15 protein-coding genes are annotated in these 22,028 nt (G+C 44.8%); 4 read left to right on the top strand and 11 right to left on the bottom strand.

What is annotated here, in order from left to right:
* Positions 1 to 249 precede the first annotated feature (249 nt).
* Positions 250 to 4,305 carry a bifunctional nitrate reductase/sulfite reductase flavoprotein subunit alpha gene (locus EV213_RS14140; protein ID WP_133581200.1) on the top strand — a complete coding sequence of 1,352 codons (4,056 nt, stop codon included), beginning with the start codon at positions 250 to 252 and terminating at the stop codon, positions 4,303 to 4,305.
* Positions 4,306 to 4,493: 188 nt separating this feature from the next.
* On the opposite strand, the gene EV213_RS14135 is transcribed toward EV213_RS14140, so the two are convergent.
* The gene (locus EV213_RS14135) at positions 4,494 to 5,555 is read right to left on the bottom strand and encodes a hypothetical protein (RefSeq protein ID WP_133581199.1); all 1,062 of its coding nucleotides are present in this window, start codon (positions 5,553 to 5,555) and stop codon (positions 4,494 to 4,496) included.
* 301 nt (positions 5,556 to 5,856) lie between these two features.
* On the opposite strand from EV213_RS14135, the gene EV213_RS14130 reads away from it, so the two are divergent.
* Together EV213_RS14130 and EV213_RS14125 are read left to right on the top strand one after the other, a co-directional pair.
* Positions 5,857 to 6,288, top strand: a complete 432-nt coding sequence (locus EV213_RS14130) for an SRPBCC family protein (protein ID WP_133581198.1) — start codon at positions 5,857 to 5,859, stop codon at positions 6,286 to 6,288.
* 129 nt (positions 6,289 to 6,417) lie between these two features.
* A complete protein-coding gene (locus EV213_RS14125; RefSeq protein ID WP_133581197.1) occupies positions 6,418 to 6,975 on the top strand; it encodes an isochorismatase family protein in 558 nt (185 codons plus the stop codon).
* A gap of 440 nt (positions 6,976 to 7,415) precedes the next feature.
* Here EV213_RS14125 and EV213_RS14120 read toward each other — a convergent pair whose 3' ends face one another.
* From EV213_RS14120 to EV213_RS14090, 7 genes are all read right to left on the bottom strand, one after another.
* On the bottom strand, positions 7,416 to 8,954 hold the full coding sequence (locus EV213_RS14120; protein ID WP_133581196.1) for a response regulator transcription factor: 1,539 nt from the start codon (positions 8,952 to 8,954) through the stop codon (positions 7,416 to 7,418).
* A gap of 114 nt (positions 8,955 to 9,068) precedes the next feature.
* Positions 9,069 to 10,793 (bottom strand): sensor histidine kinase, encoded by a 1,725-nt coding sequence (locus EV213_RS14115; protein WP_133581195.1) that lies wholly within the window; start codon positions 10,791 to 10,793, stop codon positions 9,069 to 9,071.
* Positions 10,794 to 10,827: 34 nt separating this feature from the next.
* Positions 10,828 to 11,682, bottom strand: a complete 855-nt coding sequence (locus EV213_RS14110) for a carbohydrate ABC transporter permease (RefSeq protein WP_133581194.1) — start codon at positions 11,680 to 11,682, stop codon at positions 10,828 to 10,830.
* Positions 11,683 to 11,697: 15 nt separating this feature from the next.
* The gene (locus EV213_RS14105; RefSeq protein WP_133581193.1) at positions 11,698 to 12,573 is read right to left on the bottom strand and encodes a carbohydrate ABC transporter permease; all 876 of its coding nucleotides are present in this window, start codon (positions 12,571 to 12,573) and stop codon (positions 11,698 to 11,700) included.
* A gap of 87 nt (positions 12,574 to 12,660) precedes the next feature.
* Positions 12,661 to 13,950, bottom strand: a complete 1,290-nt coding sequence (locus tag EV213_RS14100) for an extracellular solute-binding protein (protein ID WP_133581192.1) — start codon at positions 13,948 to 13,950, stop codon at positions 12,661 to 12,663.
* A gap of 466 nt (positions 13,951 to 14,416) precedes the next feature.
* Positions 14,417 to 15,982, bottom strand: coding sequence for a glycoside hydrolase family 43 protein (locus EV213_RS14095; protein ID WP_208112760.1), 1,566 nt, complete (start codon positions 15,980 to 15,982; stop codon positions 14,417 to 14,419).
* Between the two features lie 268 nt (positions 15,983 to 16,250).
* Positions 16,251 to 16,655, bottom strand: coding sequence for a VOC family protein (locus tag EV213_RS14090; protein WP_133581191.1), 405 nt, complete (start codon positions 16,653 to 16,655; stop codon positions 16,251 to 16,253).
* Between the two features lie 153 nt (positions 16,656 to 16,808).
* On the opposite strand from EV213_RS14090, the gene EV213_RS14085 reads away from it, so the two are divergent.
* Positions 16,809 to 17,936 carry an S-layer homology domain-containing protein gene (locus tag EV213_RS14085; protein ID WP_133581190.1) on the top strand — a complete coding sequence of 376 codons (1,128 nt, stop codon included), beginning with the start codon at positions 16,809 to 16,811 and terminating at the stop codon, positions 17,934 to 17,936.
* Between the two features lie 76 nt (positions 17,937 to 18,012).
* Here EV213_RS14085 and EV213_RS14080 read toward each other — a convergent pair whose 3' ends face one another.
* From EV213_RS14080 to EV213_RS14070, 3 genes are read right to left on the bottom strand one after another with little or no spacing between them, the layout of a single operon-like run.
* The gene (locus EV213_RS14080) at positions 18,013 to 19,839 is read right to left on the bottom strand and encodes an ABC transporter ATP-binding protein (protein ID WP_133581189.1); all 1,827 of its coding nucleotides are present in this window, start codon (positions 19,837 to 19,839) and stop codon (positions 18,013 to 18,015) included.
* Entirely contained in the window at positions 19,836 to 21,560 is a 1,725-nt protein-coding gene (locus tag EV213_RS14075) for an ABC transporter ATP-binding protein (RefSeq protein ID WP_133581188.1), read from the bottom strand. Before EV213_RS14075 ends, EV213_RS14080 begins: the two co-directional genes overlap by 4 nt.
* Complete coding sequence (locus EV213_RS14070; RefSeq protein ID WP_133581187.1) at positions 21,557 to 22,006, bottom strand: MarR family winged helix-turn-helix transcriptional regulator; 450 nt, start codon at positions 22,004 to 22,006, stop codon at positions 21,557 to 21,559. Before EV213_RS14070 ends, EV213_RS14075 begins: the two co-directional genes overlap by 4 nt.
* Positions 22,007 to 22,028 lie beyond the last annotated feature (22 nt).

Here is a 22,028-nt window from a genome sequence, read left to right as displayed (position 1 = left end):
TGCTTTCCTGCGGGATCTTCAGCTGCATCCCCTCCATATTATTTTAGCCGCGTTTTCAAAAAGGTGACTGGTGACGCCCCTTCTCACTATTTAAACAAATCAACTTACGTGTAAATACATTTCCATGGAAGACTACTTCACGAGAGTCATGAGAACATTCACAAAACAGATTATAGTGTAAAGTACACAAGGTTGTTTTTGCTGTGAGGCACAAACAACCTAATCCGAAATGTTTTGTGGTGAGCATACGTGGCGAGCGAAAAAATCAAAAGTGTTTGTCCCTATTGTGGTGTCGGCTGCGGCATCGTCCTCGAGGTGGAGGATCAAAAGATAGTCAAGGTGTCTGGTGACAAGGACCACCCGACAAACTTTGGTCGTCTTTGTACAAAAGGCCTTTCTAGCGCTCAGGCATTAACCGATTCAGGTCGAATGGCTTACGCCCACCGCCGACTAGCTCGTGGAGATATGCCTGAAAAATTCTCTATTGATTCGGCGATTACTGAGACGGCTCAACGATTGAAAACGACGTTGGAAGCCCACGGACCAGATGCGCTTTCCTTTTATGTGTCCGGTCAGATGTCTTTAGAAGCGCAGTATTTAATCAACAAGCTAGCGAAAGGTTTTGTACGGACCTCACACATCGAATCAAATTCACGGCTTTGCATGTCAGGGGCAAGCAGCGGCTATAAGCTGTCGTTTGGCGCTGATGGGCCACCTGGCTCTTACGAGGACATGGAGCAGACGGATTTGTTTTTTGTGATCGGCGCCAATATGGCGGACTGCCACCCGATTTTGTTTTTACGGTTGCGCGATCAAGTTAAAAAGGGGGCAAAGCTCATCGTTGTCGACCCTAGACGAACGGCTACTGCCGAAAAAGCGGATCTTTTTTTGCAAATTAAGCCGGGGACCGATCTCGCACTTCTGAATGGACTGCTCCATTTATTGATCGAAAATAAGCATGTCGATAAAGCATTTATCGCCGAAAATACAGACGGATGGGACGGAATGGAAACCTTTCTTTCGACCTATACTCCTGAAAAGGTTTCAGAGCTGACTGGCATTCCTGAACCTGACATTCGAAAAGCCGCCCAATGGATTGGCGAAGCAGGCGAATGGATGAGCTTATGGACGATGGGTCTAAACCAGAGCACTCGTGGCACATGGCACACCAATGCCCTCTGCAACTTGCACTTAGCGACCGGAGCATTATGTCGCCCTGGGAGTGGTCCCTTTTCCCTCACTGGCCAACCGAATGCCATGGGCGGTCGGGAAATGGGGTACATGGGACCTGGATTGCCAGGCCAACGCTCTGTGCTGTTTGAAACGGAACGGGCGTTTATTGAGAATCTATGGTCGCTCCCCGAAGGCAGTATCCGTGCTGAATCAAGCCCTGGAACAATCTCGATGTTTGAAAAGATGGCTGCTGGCGACATTAAAGCGTGCTGGGTGATTTGCACAAACCCCGTCGCAACCGTGCCAAACCGTCGCAATGTCATTGCCGGGCTCAAAAAAGCCGATGTTGTCATATGTCAGGACGCCTATCTTGAAACGGAGACAAATCAATATGCGGATATTCTCCTCCCTGGGGCACTTTGGGCTGAGGGAGAAGGCGTCATGGTCAACTCAGAGCGAAATCTATCATTAATGCAGAAAGCTGTTGACCCTCCTGGGGAAGCAATGCCAGACTGGCAGATTATCGCACGGGTTGCTTGTGAAATGGGGTTCAAGGAAGCATTTAGTTATTCCTCCGCAGAAGAGGTGTTTAATGAGTTAAAGCAGGCGAGCAATGAGAAAACGGGATACACTATCGAAGGCGCATCCTATGAACGTCTGCGAAAAACCTCTATTCAATGGCCAGCTCCAGCAAGCGACAGTGAGGATCGCAACCCTATTCGCTATGTAAATGATGGGCGTTACGCACCGATAAAAAACACATCAAAAGGCACGCCAAGATTGTATTTCCCAACCAAGAGTGGTCGAGGGCAGTTTTTCAAACGGTCCTTTATGCCCTCTGCTGAAATGCCCGATGAGACGTTTCCGTTTATTTTCAATTCCGGGCGTGTCCAGCATCAATGGCATACATTAACGAAAACTGGGAAGATCGCTAAACTAAACAAGCTGAACCCCGGTCCCTTTGTTGAAGTTCACCCTGACGACGCCAAAGCGTTAGGACTAACAGAAAAGGACGCTATTCACATTCAATCCCGTCGTGGGGAAGCCATCCTCCCTGCCGTCATCACCGAGCGAGTGCAGCCAAGACAATGCTTTGCCCCCTTTCATTGGAACGATCAGTTTGGAGAAAAACTGGCGATCAACGATGTCACGAATGATGTCACCGACCCAGAATCATTGCAGCCTGAAATCAAGGGTTGTGCCGTTGCTCTGTCTCGTGTTGTCGCACCGCCGAACGATTCTAAGGAGGCGTCCCCATTGTCTCAAGTCGATACAATCGCTATGCTTTTAGGCATTGACCCATCCGATGAGGTCGCCCTTGAACCACACGAAAAACACTACATGGCAGGGTTCATCGCAAGCCTACGAACACAGGAGAAGCAAGCCGATCGCATTCCCGTGATGCCTGCATCAGCTCCAATCCAAGACGAGAAGCGTTACTGGATCGATGGGTTACTTGCAGGGATGTATTCCTCAAAAGCTGTCGAAAAGGCAACTCTTCCACCAGCAGACCGCGTTCAAGTGTCACTACTATGGGCTTCACAAACAGGCAATGCGGAAGAGATTGCAGAGGAATGCGCTACACGTCTTACGAAAGCTGGTCTTGATGTTCATATGTGTTCCATGGATGAAGCAGCCGTGACAGATTTGTCACACACCCAGTATGCCTTTTTCATTACGAGTACGTTCGGAGATGGCGAGCCACCGGATAATGGAGAGAGCTTTTGGAATGACCTTTGTGATAAAAACGATCTTTCGTTGGCTACCCTTCAGTACGCTGTCCTTGCCTTAGGCGATTCTAGCTATGATCAATTTTGTGGCTTTGGCAAAGCACTCGACAAGCAGCTTTCCTCCTATGGCGCGCAACCGCTCATGGCGTGCACTGCTTGTGACACAGACTATCAGGATGAGACAAATCAATGGATCAACGCCTTAGAGGAACGCTTCGCTTCCGAGTCATCGTCCACGGAGGAAGCCACGTCAGCTCAGGAATCGAGCGTGTCTGCACCTGCCTTCTCAAAGAAAAATCCATTGCTGACGAAAGTAAAAACAAATACGTTATTAAACAAGCAAGGCTCGGAAAAAGAAACGAGGCATTATGTGTTTGACCTTGCTGGCAGTGGATTGACTTACAAGACTGGTGATGCCTTAGGTGTTTGGCCGACCAATTGCCCTGAGCTCGTTGAGGAATTGCTAGAGGTAGTCAACATTAAACCCCATGAACCTGTCACGCTAAAGGATGGGCAACAAGTGACGATTGGGCAAGCCTTGCTTCGTCATTATGAAATTTGTCGTGTGACAGATCCACAGCTTGCAACGATTGCTGAGCTTTCCAAAAGCACAGTGCTCGGGAACCTACTAACTGAAGAACAGACGGTGGAACGAAAGAATTGGCTTTGGGGTAGGCAATTCGTCGATGTGGTGAAGGAGTTCCCTATTCAAATTAACGCTCAAGATTTCATTCAACTGTTAAGGCCGCTCCAGCCAAGGCAATACTCGATCGCTTCGAGTCCAATGAAACATCCAGATGAAGTGCATATCGCTGTCTCTACAGTGCGGTATGCATGCGAGGAGAAAGCACGCAAAGGCGTTTGCTCCGCCTTTCTCGCCGATCGTGCAAATACGGAAACCGATGTGCCTATTTTCATTCAATCGTCGGCACATTTCCAACCACCAGAAAACAACGACCACCCCATCATTATGGTTGGCGCAGGGACTGGTATTGGTCCATTTAGGGGCTTTTTGCAAGAGAGGACGGCAAGAGAAGCTCGCGGAGAAAATTGGCTCATCTTTGGAGAACAACGTGAAGCACTAGATTTCTATTTTCAAAAGGAACTTGAACAGCTTTGCAATGAAGGGAAGCTTCACCGTCTAGACACTGCCTTCTCTCGGGATCAGGAAGAAAAAGTGTATGTACAGCAGCGCATGTGGGAGCATGGCAAGACATTGTGGGAATGGTTAGAACAAGGTGCGCATTTTTATGTATGTGGGGATGCAGAGCAGATGGCGAAGGACGTCGATCACATGCTTCGAAAAATCATTGCCCACTATGGAGAAATGAGCGCTGAAAAAGCGGACACCTATGTGAAACAGATGACAAAAACAAAACGTTATGCACGGGATGTGTATTAAGTCGGGACATCCGTTCAAATAAAATAGGCTGTTCCAAAAGGGATTAAACACTTTTGGAACAGCCTTTTATTTGCTTATGGTGTCTCGTTTTGTGAGTCATCGTAATAGCCTTGCATAATATCAATGACTTCTTCGATACTGATGTCTTCCGTTTCAGTTACATAGCTGTCTTGTCCGTCCGCTTGTATTTACGTATACTCTAAAATATTGTCAATAATGTCTTTAAGACGATTTGTAACTTCGCGATGCTTATAATGGGGGGCCACAAAAGGAATATCGTTGATGCCTTGTGTGCTTTCGATCAGGTGTGTGCTTCCATACTCAGCATTCACACAGACGGTATTCAACCTAACATCATCAATGGCATTGGCATGTCCTAAAAGGCGCATTGGTACGTGGGAAAGCACGGCGTTTGATACAGTCTGCCAATCTGGCACAGTCATTGCCCAATCGCAGGCCGCCAAGTAATCTTGTGGGTGCAGCTCTTTTCGAGGGACGGGAACAATATTTTCACTACCGGTTAGAAAACCTGAGGAAACAACAAACAAGGTGTCTTTATGCTTTGTCCACTCCTCCGGCAGCCGCTGATCTCTCATCAGCTCACCAAAATTGACATACACGACTTGTTTATTCGGATGGGTGCCAAACCAGCGCTTTCGAAGCGATTTTATGCGTTTTTCCTGTGTTGGAGCACCGAACCACCCTGCATTGACACGATCCCCCCATGCTGGCTCACGATGGCCACCTGCTAAAACAAACCATTTGTCCATTTGCTCATAGGCATCTGCCAGCACCCCTGCGTCCTCTATAACGAGATCCGAATAAACGGTATGCCATGTAAAATTGGATATGCCAATAGAGCGAATTCCTGCATCCTTTGCTGCTGGAAAAGCCACTGCTTCTATATCGCTGATGACAACATCAGCTCCCACTTCCTTTAAAAAAGCCGCTTCTTGTTCGACAAGCTCAGGGAATTTTTCAGAGAAGGCCATATACGTCTCGCGCATTTCCACAACATCAATTGTAAATCCGTCTTTTCCATATTTGTAAGATAGTCCATCGCGGTATAATCGAAAAGATACACGTTCCCCCCAGTGTCCAAGCTGACGCTCCAACAACGCGAGCATGTTTCCATGAACCACTGTGATCGTGCACTGCGACGATCGTTCCAGCAATGCATCTATAATAATGGCTCCACGCCGCGCATGGACCTCACTATTTTCAGAAAGATAATAGACAAAATGAGGCATCGAAAAACTCCTATACATAATTTCGTAGGGATATTGTATGTTTGATAAGCAAACACACAGGATAAAAGTCTTATTTTTTCACTTGTTTAAGTATACTGTGTCTCTATAGGAAAGACAAATGAGACAAGAATTCTATACGATAAAGAGCAATCGCTTACATTATTCGATGGGAATAGGCTTTCTAAAGGGCGTCAGGAAAGGAAAACATGTGAACAATTTTTCTTGAAACATTGACTGCATCTTGACGAGAAACTTTTTGCCTCCCTATAATGAACCTATCTTACAAAAGGGGGCAAAAATTATGAAAGTCGAATCCGTATTACCAGATCTTAAAAAAACAATCCTCTTAGATGCCCCAATTCATGATGTTTGGAACACCGTTGCCACATCAGAGGGCATAGCGGCATGGTTCATGCCAAACACGTTCATGGCTGTTGTAGGGAATGAATTTACGCTGAAATCCCCCTTCGGTCTGTCCCCTTGCAAAGTGCTGACGGTCGATCCTCCCTATCAGCTTACGTTCTCATGGGACACGTCGGGATGGTGGGTTGCCTTTGAGTTAAACGAGGTTGATGGGAAAACAGAATTCACATTAACACATGGTGGTTGGGGTTTAGCAGACGAGGTTGTGCCGAAAGCTAAAGATACAAATGAAACGATTCATAAGCGCATGGACCAAGGATGGGAAGGCATTGTCTATGGAAAACTACGTCAAGTACTGGGACACAAATGAATGATGTCACGCTCTTAAGTCGTTTTTCAAGACAGTGATACGTTCCTGAGCTATGTGCTGAAAGAATCGCAGGCACAAGTCGAAGCAATAAGGGATCGATCATCTAAAACAAATGATGGAGGAATGTAATTGAGCCAAGCATTAATCGTTATCGATGCCCAACAAGACCTTATTGAAGGGAACGATCAGGAAGCACAAGTTTGGGAAAAAGAGCGCCTGATTGCAAACATTAATACCGTGATTGAGAAAGCATTGTCAAAGGAGATATTGATCGTTTTTATTCGGGACGAGGATGTCGGTGGTGGAAAGGGCCCAGGGTTTGATGTACACGAAAACATTCACGTTCCGCCATCAGCGGAAACCTTCAATAAACTGTCGACCAATGCCTTTCATAAAACGCCATTGCTCGCCCATTTACAAAAACACCAAGTGAACCACGTCGTGATTATGGGATGTGCAACGCAGCACTGTATCGACACGGCAGTTCGTGCAGCGACCACGCACAGCTTGGATGTGACACTCATCGGCGACGGCCATTCGACAGCTGATTCGCCTGTTCTTTCTGCCGAGACCATTATTGCGCATCACAATGCAACACTTCATGGCCATTACAATGTAGATCATTTTTGTATGGTTCGACATGCAGATGAAAACGTGTTTGAACCACAGCATCATGAGCATCGTTAGACGATTGATATAAAACGCGCCCTCAAAATGGATGCATAGGCAAGCCGATGACAGCATTTCACTATACGAGGCTGAATGAAAACCTTTGTCTTATCTAAACGCAAAGGCTTGGCAGACGCGGAGTTGCCACAAGGGCAATGAGCACCGGACAAGGCAAAGCAACGACGAAAGCGAGCGTTTTTCATCGAGCTGTATTCAGGCTGAATGAAAACGTTTGTCTTTCGAGGCGCAAAGGCTTGGGAGGCGCGGAGTTGCCATAAGGGCAATGAGCACCGGACAAGGCAAAGCAACGACAAAAGCGAGCGTTTTTCATCGAGCTGTATTCAGGCTGAATGAAAACGTTTGCCTTTTGAGGCGCAAAGGCTTGGCAGGCGCGGAGTTGCCATAAGGGCAATGAGCACCGGACAAGGCAAAGCAACGACAAAAGCGAGCGTTTCTCATCAGCCTGAATTGTGTTGACCAGCCTTCGTCACAAGCAACTTCCGATACACAGAAGGCGTCATCTGCGAAAAGCGCTTAAACACCTCTGAGAAATATTTGTATTCTTGAAAGCCGACCGTTTCAGCTACTTCATGCACCTTCATATGCGTTCCTTGAAGCAATTCGCGGGCTTTTGCTATTCTCAGTTCATTGACAAATTCATTGAAGTTTTTTCCTGTCTTTTCTTTAAATAGCGAGCTAAAGTAGTTCGGTGAAATATGCACTTCTTTGGCAACTTCAAGTGCCTTTATGTCTGTCATATAATGCTGATGAATATAGTTCATCGCCTGTTCAACCAACCAGGATTTGTTATCGCTTCGTGAAGCATCAAGCCAATCAGCAATGTCATAGAGATCCTGTAGCAGAACCCCTTTAACTAGGCTATACGAATTGTACAACGTGACATCCACATCTTTTAAATGTTGGACTGGCAAGGATTGATAAACGACACCATTTTGTGTAAACCTTCCCATAACCATATCCAATAACTGCATTCCTTCTTTGAGCACATCCTCTAAAAAGACGCCTTCCCTCTCCATCTCGATGATCCACAATTGCACAAGGTGGGTCATCGTCTCACGGTCGTTTTCTGAAATCGCTTCCTTCAGCTTTTGCTCACTCACGAAGGGTGGGGGGGTTTTAATCACTTCTGGAGATGCGGTACTATACACGATGCTCTCCTTGCTGAGAGGCAAGCCCTTCGCTGTCTGAACAAGCTCATCCCACACAGTCGATAATTGATGTAAAGGAACGGACTTCGCAGAAACTACGAATTGAAGGCGATAGGAAGAATCTCTTTGAAGCGCTCTCAATAAAGGTATATCGTTTGTATCTACTACCGCTGCGCATGTGAGGAGTTGATTTTCGCCCATAAACATCGATGTCGTCCAATATCCCTGTTCCTTAAAGCAGCCCTCTGCTTTCGTCTTCCATTCCTCTCTCGTCCATTTTGTAAAGTCTTCCTCTTTATAATTTTTGACCATGCTTACCATTGGAAAAACGTACATCGAGGCAGCATCATGCTCGCCGTCTTCTCCGGTGGTCACTTCAAATAACTGGTGGTACATCCGGTTTTCTAACGTGAGATGTTGACGCTTTAATTGTTCGGAGTGCCCTTGTCCAATTTTTTCAGACAACCTCGACATCGTTTGCTCGAGCTCATTTAAATTAATCGGTTTTAGTAGGTATTCCTCCACCCCTAAAGAAATGGCTTTTTTAGCATATGAAAATTCATCATACCCGCTTAAAATAACGACATGAATTTTTGGGAAATGGCGGGCAATATATTCCGCTAACTCAAGGCCGTCCATTTGTGGCATACGAACATCTGTTAATACGATGTCAATAGAAGGATCGTTCAAAAGCATGTCAATGGCAACTTTTCCATTCTTTGCCGATGCCGTTAGATTCACGCCATAATTTTCCCATGGAATTGTTTCCTTGAGGCCACGAAGAATGACTGGCTCATCCTCTACAATCATAAGTGATGCTTTCATCATTTCACCTCGAGTTTAGACAGTTAACGGAGTTACAAAAGCTCGCTTTGTTTAGACAAACGCTTTCCTTCAGCCTAATTTTTTCAATGCTGTTATGAACGTTGTCTACACTCTGAGTCATTCGGTAAGCAATGGCTTTTGACCAAGCGTCAATCGAATCCACGCTCCCGTTGCTGGCTGCAGAATCGTAAGTCCATAGCCTTCACCATAGGCGAGACTCAAACGCTCTTGTAAATTGCCAAGGGCAAAGCCACCTGTAGTAACATCGTGATCATCAGTAAAACCCCAGCCATTATCGATTATATCAATAATCAAATCTTCTTCCTGTAAGAAGCAACGGATTTGGATTTTCCCTTGATAAGGGAGGTCTTCGAAGCCATGTCGAATGGCATTTTCGACAAGTGGCTGAAGGATTTGCTTCATCACAGGTGTTTCCATAATCTGTGCATCTACAAACAATCTGTAAGAGAGTTGGTCCCCAAGTCGCTTGCTCTGTAGCTCAAGATAGCTCTCAATATAAGAAATTTCCTCATGGAGCTTCACATAGGGCTTGCCGCTGTTTAATGACATACGGAACATTGTGGCTAGACGTTCAATAAGCTGCTCTGTTTCTTCAGCTGCTTCTAGACGCGCCGTCCAGCGAATCATATCGAGCGTGTTGTATAAAAAATGTGGATCAAGTTTGTTCTGCAGCATCTTTAATTCGGTTTCTCGCTGCTCTATTTTAAATTTGTATTCGTTGTTTATATGCTGTTGTATACGGTCGCCCAATGAATTAAAGCGTGCCCCTAGCTCACCAATTTCATCCTTCGATGGCACATGCACCTTTGCTGAAAAGTCACCGATTTCCAGTTGCTTCGTTTGCTCAGTCAGTGCTGTAATGCGTTTAATATTCAAATGATAAAAACCAACAAGGGCAATGCCGCCTAACGCAATTAAAAGCAAAATCATATTGACTATGGACCGGCGAACTTTGTAAAGGCTTTCAACAACATCATTTTCATTTACAACAACGACCGATACCCAGTTTGTGGCTTCAATCGGTTTTTTAACAACGAGGAAATTGTCTTTGCCGACTCGATAACGCATCGTCGTAGAATCATTAGTCACAACAAACTGTCGAATGTCTTCTTCTCCAATGGCCTTGCTTTCCTGTGTCGCTTTGGGATAAAGGACAAATTGACCATCATTTGAAAGAACGAAATACTTTCCTTGTTGCCTGCGCGCATTTACTTCTATGCGGTGGTATAGCTCTTCTGTGTTCAAACGAATGCGGACCATACCGAGCGAACGCTCAATGTCTGTCAAGTCATTAATAGACCTAGTCAGGCTAATCACGCTCTCCTCGCCAGACCATTGAGTGTCCACTTCGTATGCATTGCTCCAAATGGGATAACCATTTGCGTAAATGGCCTGCTTATCCAGATAAGACTCGTCCCCAGACACCACGGGGTTTCCCATATGAAGCACAGCTCCTTGATCACCACGCAGCTCAATGGAATCAATATAGCCATGCGACATAAACTGAAACGTAATGTACCCTCGAATGTTTGCCACTTCTTGATCATGCTGCAACGCAAGTTCTGTTTCTGTCGAGGTTAAAAACGTTCGGAAATCCTCATTAAATGTCATGTAGGACGATAGCTTTTCAATTTGCGATATAATTTCCGTTACATTTTTCTCATTGGTTTCCATTCGTCGTGTCGTGTTTTCTACTGCCTGTTGCTTAAAGGTTGTTGTCGCCTGATAATAAATCAAGCTGCCAAACAAAAGTGTCGGAAGGGTCACTAAAAAAAGGAATACAGTGACAAACTTTCGCCGGAGGCCCCATCCACGTATCATGCTTCTCAACAACCTTCTTTATTGTTAATGTTTTTTAGCCTTTCACGGCACCTGCCGTCATTCCACGAACAATTTCACGTTCCATGAACAAATAGAACGCAATGATCGGGAGAACTGAAAGGGTTAAACCTGCCATCTGTGCACCGTAATCAGTCGTGTACTGACCCGCAAAGCTGGCCAGTCCAAGCGGTAGCGTCTTTAGCATTGGATCTGTAATCAAAACAAGCGCGAATGAAAATTCATTCCAGTTGTAAATCAAGTTTAAAATGACCACTGTGGCGATGGCTGGGCGAGACATTGGTAGAATAATGGACCAAAAGATACGAAAAAGCCCACAGCCATCCATAACCGCTGATTCCTCAATATCCTTTGGAAAGGCCTTCATAAAGCTTGTCAAAATAAAGATCGTAATTGGCAAGTGGAAAGCAATATAAGGGAAAAGCAAAGTGACCGGAGTGTCTAGTAATCCCAGATCTCTCATTAATATAAACATTGGAACAAGTGTTGCATGGATTGGAACGAGCATGCCAAAAACAAAATACGTATGCATGATATTGTTCAGTTTAAATGAAAACCGCGCCAAACAATACGATGCCAAAGCGCCCATAAACACTGTGAGCAGTGTTGCTACGATTGTTACATAAATACTATTGCCAAACAATACACCAAAATTTGCTGTATTCCATGCATTAATGTAATTATCCAACACAAACTGATCTGGCCAACCAAGTTGATCAACCGTAAATTCTTTAGACGATTTAAACGAATTCATCATCATCCAAAGGATTGGATACGCATTAGCAATGGCGAACAATGACAAAACCAAATAAATCAGGCCTCGTTTGATCGACCATTTTTTTTTCGTCTGAAGAGGTATTGCACGCGACATATGACTTCCTCCATTCTATAACATTTTCTTACCTAACAGACGTGTCACAACAAAAATAAGCAATAAACTAAATGCAAAAATAAGCACTGAAATGGCACTGCCGTAGCCATATTGAAATTGACCAAACGTTTGATTAAACATATAGAGCGCCATGACTTCTGTCGAATGGGCTGGCCCACCGTTGGTCATTACATAGAGTAAATCAAATGTTTTTAAACTTCCTGAGATACATAGAATAACGGCTACAATCACCGTGTCCCAAATCATTGGTAACGTAATCTTCCATGTTGTTGTCCACTCGTTTGCCCCATCCATACGTGCGGCTTCAAGCACTTCTTCAGGAATATTTTGCAGCGCGGCCATAAAAATGACAAGATAAAGACCAATAAATTGCCAAATGACTGTCACTAAAACAGATGGCATAGACCATGTTGTATCGCCTAGCCAGTTCTGTGCTAGTGCGTCTAAGCCCACCGTACGAAGAAAGACGTTAAAGAGCCCATCCTCGAAGTTGTACATCAATCCCCAAGTGATGGAGATAACAACCGTTGAAAGGACGACAGGCAAAAATCCTATCGTTCGGAAAAACTTTAGCCCTTTCAGCTTTCGATTAAGCAAGAGTGCAATAAACAGCGCGATTGGCACTTGGCCTAAGACAGACGCTAAAACAACCAAGACGTTGTTTTTCATTGAGTTCCAAAAAAGCTCGTCTTGAAAAAGCTCCTTAAAGTTATCCAGTCCTACAAACACCATGTCTGAAAAGCCATCCCATTCCATCAATGAATAATAAAAGGATTGCAGAATCGGTAAAATGGCAAACACTGTGTAAACGAGCAAGGCTGGCAATAAACCGAGAACAATAAACCAAGAACGTTTCATAGAATTATGCATAACGAACCTCCCCACATAAGCAGGTTGCCACAAATCGGCAACCTGCTAAATTTAATGTTGTATATTCGACGAGTTGCTTATTAGTGATTATTCTTGCGCCGACTCGTTGGCTTCCTGCATTTTTTTAGCTAGTTCCTCTGGCGTCATATCGCCAAGCGTAATGGACTGCAAGCCATTGTTAATAAGATCGGTAAGCTCAGGAGACAACGTTGCATCATAGACTGGCGTTATTCCGCCCTGCATTAATGCATTTGCTTCTTGATATACTGCTGGCACGTCATCGCCAACCTCTACTTCTACCGGAACTACAATATTGGCTTTCACAAGCTCTTGATACAATGGATCGCTATAGAAATACTTCATGAATGTAAATGCTGCTTCTTGTTTCTCACCTTCAAGCTGACTGCTTAGCGCAATCGCTCCACCAGCGCTCCCGGCAATCGCAGATGGATCACCTTCTCCTCCTGCAAAGGATGGGAATGGGGCAACACCGATATTATCAAGATCTTCAATACTATCTAAAATTGGTCCAATTGCCCATGAGCCAGCAAAATGCATCGCTGTATCTCCTGCAATGAACTTTCCTCTCGCCTGTGACTCGTCAATTGTATTCAAATCTGAATTAAAGGCGTTAAGCTTTGTCATTTCATCAATAACAGCAAGGGAATCAACAAACAATGGATTTTCGAATGTACCTTCTCCACTCAGTACGTTTGGAAGAAAATCGCTTCCTGTAAAACGATCAGCAATGGTTGAAATGTACACTGATTGTAGTGGCCAAATGGATTTATTTCCAAGAGCGATTGGTGTTGTGCCTGCGTCATTTAACGCTGTAATAAGCGCTTTCAACTCGTCATATGTTTTTGGAAATGTCTCAAAACCTGCATCGGCAACCATATCTTTTCTATAATAGATTAAGCTAGTTAAGCTAATGTTGGCAGGAATCGCATACTGTGTACCATCATATTGATAAGCTTTTAATGCACTTTCTGGAATGACGTCCTTCCATGTGTCCATAATCGGATCTAGAGGCAATGTCGCTCCACCTTTTGCTAGTGGCTCAAGACGTGCTCCTGGCCATACGCGGAACATATCAGGCAACTGTTTCCCTGCCGCTTGCGTACGTAGCTTTGTTTCGTATTGATCATGTGGAATCGCTTCGATCGTGACTTTGATATCCTCATGCTCTTGGTTAAATTTCTCAATGGTTTGCTTGTAAGCTGTATTCTCCGGACGATCCTCTGTCCAATCCGTCCACAACGTCAGCTCTACCGCTCCATCAGAAGCTTCACTCTGTTGTTCTGAACCCCCACTACCACATGCTGTTAAAGCAATGAGCAGTACAGCAAAAAGTAGACTATTCATTACATGTTTCATTGTTATCCCCCTTTTATTAAGCGCTTACAGTAAATTGTAATCTATTCTAATGGGAAGACAATCCAGAGAAACTACGAAACTATCCTTGAATCTTACTGGATGTTTTAATTTTGAGGTGTTATGCACGGATACGGATGAGATCGGGAGGAAAAAAGGAGTGTCTAATAAGACGTTTTAGAGTGAGTGCTTCAGAATAAAAACGCAAGGCTTAGGGCTAGGATTGCGCGGATTTGACTATAGTGCGCGGGTAAAACCTTTTTATGTGCGGATTATTACAATACATGCTCGGAAAACGCCGGCTACTGCGCGGTTTCACTGGCCTACTGCGCGAATACAATCGCTTCGCTTACATAGAAAGACTCCCAATCCGTTTTACATGATTGAGAGTAAATGAATTCTTGTAAATTAAGTCATGGAGCGGTAACTGTTCTACGCTTAGCTAAGCCTCGCTAGTGTCTGTTTAAAATTAATGTATTTCTTGGTAGTCAAACCAGTCAAAGTCTGCAGCGTTCTGACTCTCCTGTCCATTTGAAGAACAATACATCCCTATATAGGCTCCGATGAAACCTCCTGCTTTATCCGAGCTTAACGTCGTCCCATCCATGTCTTTTGCCAACGTGATCCAATTAGAAGGTCTTTCTGCAAAATAGAAATCATACGCCTGACCAATCGCCTCTACTTTGATATAGATGTTGTTCGACTGAATGTCTTGTGTTGCTTGTACTTCTTCTACACCATCTTCTCTTTTGATCAATCGAATACTTGGCTGTCCATTTGCTAGGAAGACCTCCATACGAAACTGATACTTATGATTTTGCAACAAGACCATCCCTGCTGTTTCATATGCCGTTTCAGGTTTGAATTCCATGACACATTGAGCCGAGAAATTGATGTGCTGCTGTCTCCTGCCAACAAATGCAGGATTTTCTTCTTCCATAATGGTCTCTTTTTTCGCCTTTAGTCTTAAAAAACCAGGTCTTTCATTTAAGGACCAGAAATCTCCTCGAGGCGTTCGCAAAAAGTTCCATCGGTCATCCAATTTTTCTGCTTCAAATGAATCCGAGGCAGGTGATGTGGGCCAGCGTTGTTCTTTTAGCGCTGGAAACGTCATTACTTCCTCAACGACGCCTTTACCTGGGTTCACAATTGGCCAATCATTTTCCCAAATAAACGGAACGAGAAACGTTTCTCTGCCTAGATTACGATGATATCCACCATACGGCCGAGATCCGAGGCAGACCATCCACCAGTCACCCTCCTGTGTCTCAACAATATCGGCATGGCCAATATTCACAATCGGGTGATGTCTCCCAAGATGCCGGTGAGTCAGGATTGGATTGGTTTCCGTCATTTCATAAGGCCCGGTGATCTGCTTACTTCGTGAAATGGTCACTGCATGCGTGTACCCTGTCCCACCTTCAGCGATAATTAGATAATACCAGCCATTTATTTTATACAAATGAGGAGACTCTTGAGCATGCGCATTTTTTAATGCCCCATCCCAGAGACTGTATTTTGGTCCCACGAGCTGTTTTTTCTGAAGATCCAGCTCTTGTAACCAAATTTCATTATGTTTATTGTATTTTTGTCCAGTTGGAGGCTGACGATTACCGGTATAGTACACCTTTCCATCATCATCAAAAAATAGCGATGGATCGATGCCTGGCGCATCCTCTAACCAATGCGGGTCAGACCATGCCCCCTCTGGATCTGTCGCTGTCACGTAAAAGTTCTTCCTGGCACCTTTATCAGCAACCACAAACGTCGTAATCATGTAAAACACACCCTCATGATATCGAATGGTAGGAGCGTAGATGCCTCGAGAGGTTGGTGTTTGATCGAGATTCAATTGCTCAGGCCTGTCCAACACATGACCGATCTGGCGCCAATTCACGAGGTCCTTACTATGAAAAATTGGAACACCAGGGAAATATTCAAAGCTCGAAGTGACTAAGTAATAATCTTCTCCAACTCTGCAGATCGATGGGTCGGGATACATTCCGGGAATAATAGGGTTTTTAAAGGTTTTCACAAGACATTCCTCCAATCGTGGCTCTTTTATTTTCAACCCTTTTTCGTCACTCATGTGAACGTAAAGAAAATTGAAAAAAATCGTGAAACACGCAGACGATTTCATACAACGTCTTTTATTCAAATCAATTTTATCTCATAAATCCAATTGATCATTGTTTTTTATTAATTCTAACAATTTTACTTCCTCCATTCGTTCCCTTCCATTAGGCTTTTCATGTTTGAGCATTAAAAAACCAGCGATCGTTGGTTCATCGCCGGTGCTGTTCCTATGGCAACGTCATGATTGTAAACGTGACCCCAAACCGATCTGTTACGGTGCCGAAAGCAGGACTAAATGCTGTCTTTTCTAATGCATGTCGAACGGTTCCGCCGTCCTCAAGCTGTGCAAACACTTGGTTGGTTTTCTCCACATCAGGGCTTGTAATGGAGAGGTTTAATAAACTGCCTGGCTCTGTTGGAATCGTCGGGGAATCGGAAAATTGAAGTACGGAATCGTCGACTTTTAGTAGCGCATGAGCAATATGTTCCTTTATCGCATCTTGACATGGAATGCCTGCATCTGCATACGTCTGTTTTTCTACTAGCTCTGCACCTAGCACATTACGATAGAATTCAATAGCTTCATTCGCGTTTCCTGGCATCAAAAAATAAGGGGTAATCTGAAGCGTCATCTTCAACCTCTCCTTTAAGCAAACATAGATCAAGTATACCCTCAAAAAGGCGACGATCTTTCTTTTCATTTGCTAAAGATCATCACCACCTATGACAAATACATCCAATAAAGGTATAATTAACACAAACAAATCCGACGTGGAGGGGATAGAATGAGACAGGGATTGATGCGGTGTGTTGTCCTTTGCGTGGTATTATCATTAAGTATTCCTTACGACGCCAAAGCGGCTGAAACCCATTGGGGGACACCGGCAATTCAAAAACTCATGTCTGAAGGTATTATTGAAGAATCGGTTGAACCGGAACAGATTCTGACGCACGAGGCTTTTCGAACGATGCTGATCAATTCTCTCGAAAAAAATCACTCTACCGAATGGCCGATCAAACTTGATCTCATGTTGTCTGAACAGGAAGACCAGATTGAATGGGAGGAACCCATTCAGCGCTCGACGATGGCTGCTTGGATTGGCGGCGCGTTGGATCTTACTCCTTTAAACGGCTCTTTTCTTTACGAAGACACGAAAGAGCTGTCGTCTTTTTCGAATGGTTGGATTAGTGCTGTAACGGAGACGCACGTTTTGCAAGGCGTAGGTGATAACACTTTTGCGCCGAATCGTCCTGTAACGGTAGCTGAAACGTCAACGGCCCTTATCAAAGTGATTGAGCTACAAGACCTCACAAAGCAAATCGCACAAACGATTGTATCTCATGAAGAGGCGATTTTAGATGTCTTCGTCGAGACGCCGCTTGCAGATGACCGCCCCGCTTTTGCAGAACTTGAACACGAAGTACTGGAACACTATACGAAAAACCAGTTAGATCATTGGAGAACCATTTACAACAATTCTCCTGGAGTACTTTTGGAAGCCGCAAGATTACTTCCGTATACTGCACAAGGCATCCCTTGGACAGCAACCATTACAGAATATACGCCTACCTCCCTAACCTTTCAGGCCAAGGTGGCTGAAACTGCAGCTTCTGGAGCCCCGTTTGGGATGTATAACTACGTCATGCGATTTGATGATGGGATCTGGAAAATTGATGAAATCACTAACCGAACAGCATTCATTAGCCTTACAGCATATGAAGCTGAACGGTTAGTGCATGAAAGCATATACATGGAGGATCTTCAAGGAGAGTTAACCTCTGAGGGCAGTGAATTAAATGAAGATGGCGAAACACTTTATGTTTATGGTGATTACGTGAATGGTGAGAAAGTAGCTGAACTATGGGTCAATGCAGATACAGGATTTCTCGGTTATTCTGACTACGAATTTTAATACAAGCAAAAGCAGCGGCCTTTTCAGCGGACCGCTGCTTTTTCATTGGCATTCGCGCCATTTGCATTATGCTTTCTTACCCGACCTCAGCAAACTGGCTATGATACAGATCGGCATAAAAACCGCCGAGGGCAAGGAGTTCGTCATGTGACCCTTGCTCAATGATATTGCCTTTGTCCATTACGAGAATACGGTCGGCGTCACGGATGGTGGACAGGCGATGGGCAATGACAAAACTCGTTCGACCAACCATCATATCTTTCATTGCTTTTTGGATGTTCATTTCAGTGCGCGTGTCGACGTTGCTTGTCGCTTCATCCAAAATCAAAATCATTGGATTCGAGAGGATGGCACGAGCGATAGTTAGTAGCTGTCGTTGGCCTTGAGAAATATTGGAGGCATCCTCCCCAAGGACAGTGTCATAACCATCTGGTAAGGTACGGATAAAGTCATCCGCATACGCATGCTTTGCTGCCTGGACAATGTCGTCCTCCGTGGCGCCTTCGCGACCGTACGCAATGTTTTCACGAATGGTTCCTTTAAACAACCATGTGTCTTGCAGCACCATGGCAAAACAACTTCGCAGCTGCTCTCGACTTAGCTCTCTCACGTCCTTGCCATCTAGTAAAAGGTGGCCATCATCAACGTCATAAAAGCGCATGAGCAAATTAATCAGCGTCGTTTTTCCTGCCCCGGTTGGCCCGACCACTGCAATGGTATGGCCTGGCTGGACATCAAGGTCGACACCACGGATGACAGGGTGCTCTGCGTCATACCCAAAAGTGACATCGTCAAAGGTGATTCTTCCTTTTAGTCCTTCCATCGCATCAGCTTTTGGCGTTTCACGTACTTCTTCTTCTTCGTCAAGCAAGGTGAAGATCCGTTCGGCAGAGGCCAAAGCGGTTTGAATCATATTTGCAATCCCTGCCGCTTGAGCCATTGGGTGTGTGATCTGCTGAGTATACTGGATAAACGCCTGCACGCCACCGATCTGAAGGCCTCCGGTAATGACAAGAATACCGCCTGCAATACTGACGAGCACGTAGCCGATGTTCCCGATAAACGTCATCATTGGCATCATAATTCCTGAAATAAACTGCGCCTTCCAGCCAGCTGTGTAGAGCTTTTCATTCATTTCATCAAAACGTTGGATGGCTTCATTTTCGTGCCCATACGCTTTGACGACTTGATGTCCGCCAAACATTTCTTCTATATGACCATTCACGGTTCCGAGCTCTGTTTGTTGTCCTTTAAAATAGCGTTGTGAGCGACCGGCAATCAGTTTAATCACTAGCGCACTCAATGGAATCGTGATGCAAACGACAAGAGTTAACAACGGGCTAATCGTGAGCATCATAATGATAATGCCGACGATGGTAAATGCGGATGTAATAATCTGCGTTAACGCCTGCTGCATGGATGTATTGATATTATCAATGTCATTGACCGCACGGCTTAGCAGATCCCCATGGGAATGACGATCAAAATACTGCAACGGCAAACGCGAGAGCTTTTCATTGACCTTTTTTCGCAGGCTGGCAATGGTTTGTTGCGAAATAGTCGCCATGAGATATTGCTGAAGAAACATAAATAGTGAAGCGACAATATACAAGCCAACTAGCAAGAGCAGGAGCTCACCGATATAAGCAAACTGAACACCTGTACCATTTGTAAAACTAGTAAACAGCGACGTTGTGGCGAGGCCGAGAAGCCATGGACTAATGACATTAAATAATGTCCCTAACAGAGACGCAACGGCAACGAAGATAAGCATTTTTGTGTGGGGGCGCAAATAGCCTGCGAGCCGACGCAATGTTCGTTTAAACTCTTTCGGCTTTTCAACGGGAACCATGCCCCCCGGGCCGCGACTATGGCCTTGGTTCGTATGTTTTTTCTCCGTCATGCACTCTCCCCCTCTGATTGCTGCGAGTTTACGATTTCCTGATAAATTTGATTGCTGGCAAGCAACTCCTGGTGAGTTCCGATCCCAGCCACTTTTCCTTCATTGAGTACGATAATCTGGTCTGCATTCTCCACTGTACTCACTCTCTGCGCAACGAGAAGGATCGTCGCATCTACCGTCGTTTCTTGCAACGCTTTTCGCAGGCGAGCATCTGTTTTGTAATCAAGCGCTGAAAAGCTGTCGTCAAACAAATAAATCGCTGGCTTTCTTGCCAGAGCGCGGGCAATGGAAAGACGTTGTTTTTGGCCGCCTGATAAATTCGCCCCTGCTTGGGAGATATCTGCCTGAAGACCGTTCTCCTTGTCTTTCACAAAATCGCTTGCTTGCGCTGTTTCTAATGCGTCCATTATGGCCTCATCAGATAAATCACTATTCCCAAAACGTACATTCTCCGCAATCGTTCCTGAGAATAAAGAGGCCTTTTGTGGCACATAGCCAAGATTTTTGCGAACATCCTTTTGTGCCATGTCTCTTACATCGACACCATCAATGAGCACCTGGCCGTTTTCCACATCATAAAAACGTGGAATCAGATGAAGCAAAGAGGTTTTCCCTGCCCCCGTACTTCCGATAATGGCGGTTGTTTCTCCAGGTTTGGCAACGAAGGACACGTCATCAAGCGCAGGTCGTTCAGCACCTGGGTAACGGAATGTGACATGATTAAATTCAATCTGTCCGTTTCCTGTTTGTTGCTTTGCATTGGCAGGGTCATGAATGCTCGCTTGCATGTCGAGCACCTCAAGAATTCGTTTCGCTGATACTTGTGCTCGTGGGATCATTACAAAGGCCATTGATAGCATAATCAATGAAAACATAATCATCATGCCGTATTGCATAAAGGCCATTAATGTCCCTACTTCCAAAGCGCCTGCATCGATTCGGATGGCACCAAACCAGATGAGAGCGATCATTGTAATGTTCATTACAAGCATCATCACCGGAAACATGTATGCCAAAATATGACCGACGCGAATCCCAGTGTCACGAAAGGCCTCATTGGCTTTATTAAATCGTTGTTTTTCAAATGTCACGCGGTTAAAAGCACGAACCACTCTTGTTCCAATTAACGTCTCACGCAGCAATAAGTTAAGCCGATCTGTTTTCTTCTGCATCTCGCCAAACAACGGGATGGCTTTGCGGGCAATAAGAATAATCAACCCAGCTAGCACAGGCAGAGCTGTAAAAAAGACAATCGACAGCGTGGCGTCCATGGACACGGCAAAAATAATACCTCCGATAAGCATAAAAGGAGCCCTCGTCATCATCCGCAAAATCATATTCAGAACATCCTGCACTTGCTTCACGTCATTCGTGGATCTCGTAATTAAGGAGGAAGTTCCGATTTTATCGAATTCTTCTAGTGAAAAATGCTCGACGTGAACAAACAGTTCTCTTCTGACATCACGGCTGAACGCTAGAGAAACACGTGAAGCCAAAAAGCTGACGCCTACGGTTAAAAGAACAGCCAGTACAGCACAGGCAATCATCCAACCCCCTGTTTGAATAATATAAGGAATATCTCCATTGACGATGCCATTATTGACGACATCAGCCATTAATGTAGGCAAATACAGCTCTAATAGAATGCCGGCAAGTGTGCCGATTAGGATGAGAATAACCTGCCCTTTATAAGGTTTTAGGAAAGGCAGCAATTGTTTCATTTTGCGTCCTCCTCTCGTTGTTTTTTTTGTGTGTCCAAGTAATCAAAGACATGATGAAGAAGCTCTGTCAGCTTTCGGCTTTCCTCATCCCCCAGATAAGCAACAAGGCCATCAAAAAAGTGATGCATATATGTTTCGATTTTTCGTGCCGCTTGCTCCCCTTTGTCCGTTAGCATCAGCATGACAACACGACGGTCATCCGACGACCGTCGCCGATCGATGACGCCCTGTTTTTCCATAGAATTAATCAGCTGTGTCACAAACGGAGAGGTCACCTCTAGTTTTGTGCTTACGTCGGACACCTTCATCCCTTCAGGATGCATTTTCAATAAATGTAGTATGCGAAATTCGTTTGCTGTATGATCCTCATATTGCTCCTGGATCTCAGTGCCCTTGCGTCTGAGTTTATGTATCGCCTGATATAATGCTTCGCTTTCCTGCTTCAAGCTTTACCACCCCTATTTAGAT

It is taken from the genome of Aureibacillus halotolerans, from assembly GCF_004363045.1.
Classification (GTDB): Bacteria; Bacillota; Bacilli; order Bacillales; family DSM-28697; genus Aureibacillus; species Aureibacillus halotolerans.
This window is presented reverse-complemented; position numbering and strand designations above follow the sequence as displayed.

Coding starts and splice junctions, on each gene's coding strand:
- EV213_RS14135 (WP_133581199.1), bottom strand. CDS start 5,555: ATGCCTCATTTTGTCTATTATCTTTCTGAAAATAGTGAGGTCCATGCG.
- EV213_RS14130 (WP_133581198.1), top strand. CDS start 5,857: ATGAAAGTCGAATCCGTATTACCAGATCTTAAAAAAACAATCCTCTTA.
- EV213_RS14120 (WP_133581196.1), bottom strand. CDS start 8,954: ATGATGAAAGCATCACTTATGATTGTAGAGGATGAGCCAGTCATTCTT.
- EV213_RS14115 (WP_133581195.1), bottom strand. CDS start 10,793: ATGATACGTGGATGGGGCCTCCGGCGAAAGTTTGTCACTGTATTCCTT.
- EV213_RS14110 (WP_133581194.1), bottom strand. CDS start 11,682: ATGTCGCGTGCAATACCTCTTCAGACGAAAAAAAAATGGTCGATCAAA.
- EV213_RS14105 (WP_133581193.1), bottom strand. CDS start 12,573: ATGCATAATTCTATGAAACGTTCTTGGTTTATTGTTCTCGGTTTATTG.
- EV213_RS14100 (WP_133581192.1), bottom strand. CDS start 13,950: ATGAAACATGTAATGAATAGTCTACTTTTTGCTGTACTGCTCATTGCT.
- EV213_RS14090 (WP_133581191.1), bottom strand. CDS start 16,655: ATGACGCTTCAGATTACCCCTTATTTTTTGATGCCAGGAAACGCGAAT.
- EV213_RS14085 (WP_133581190.1), top strand. CDS start 16,809: ATGAGACAGGGATTGATGCGGTGTGTTGTCCTTTGCGTGGTATTATCA.
- EV213_RS14080 (WP_133581189.1), bottom strand. CDS start 19,839: ATGACGGAGAAAAAACATACGAACCAAGGCCATAGTCGCGGCCCGGGG.
- EV213_RS14075 (WP_133581188.1), bottom strand. CDS start 21,560: ATGAAACAATTGCTGCCTTTCCTAAAACCTTATAAAGGGCAGGTTATT.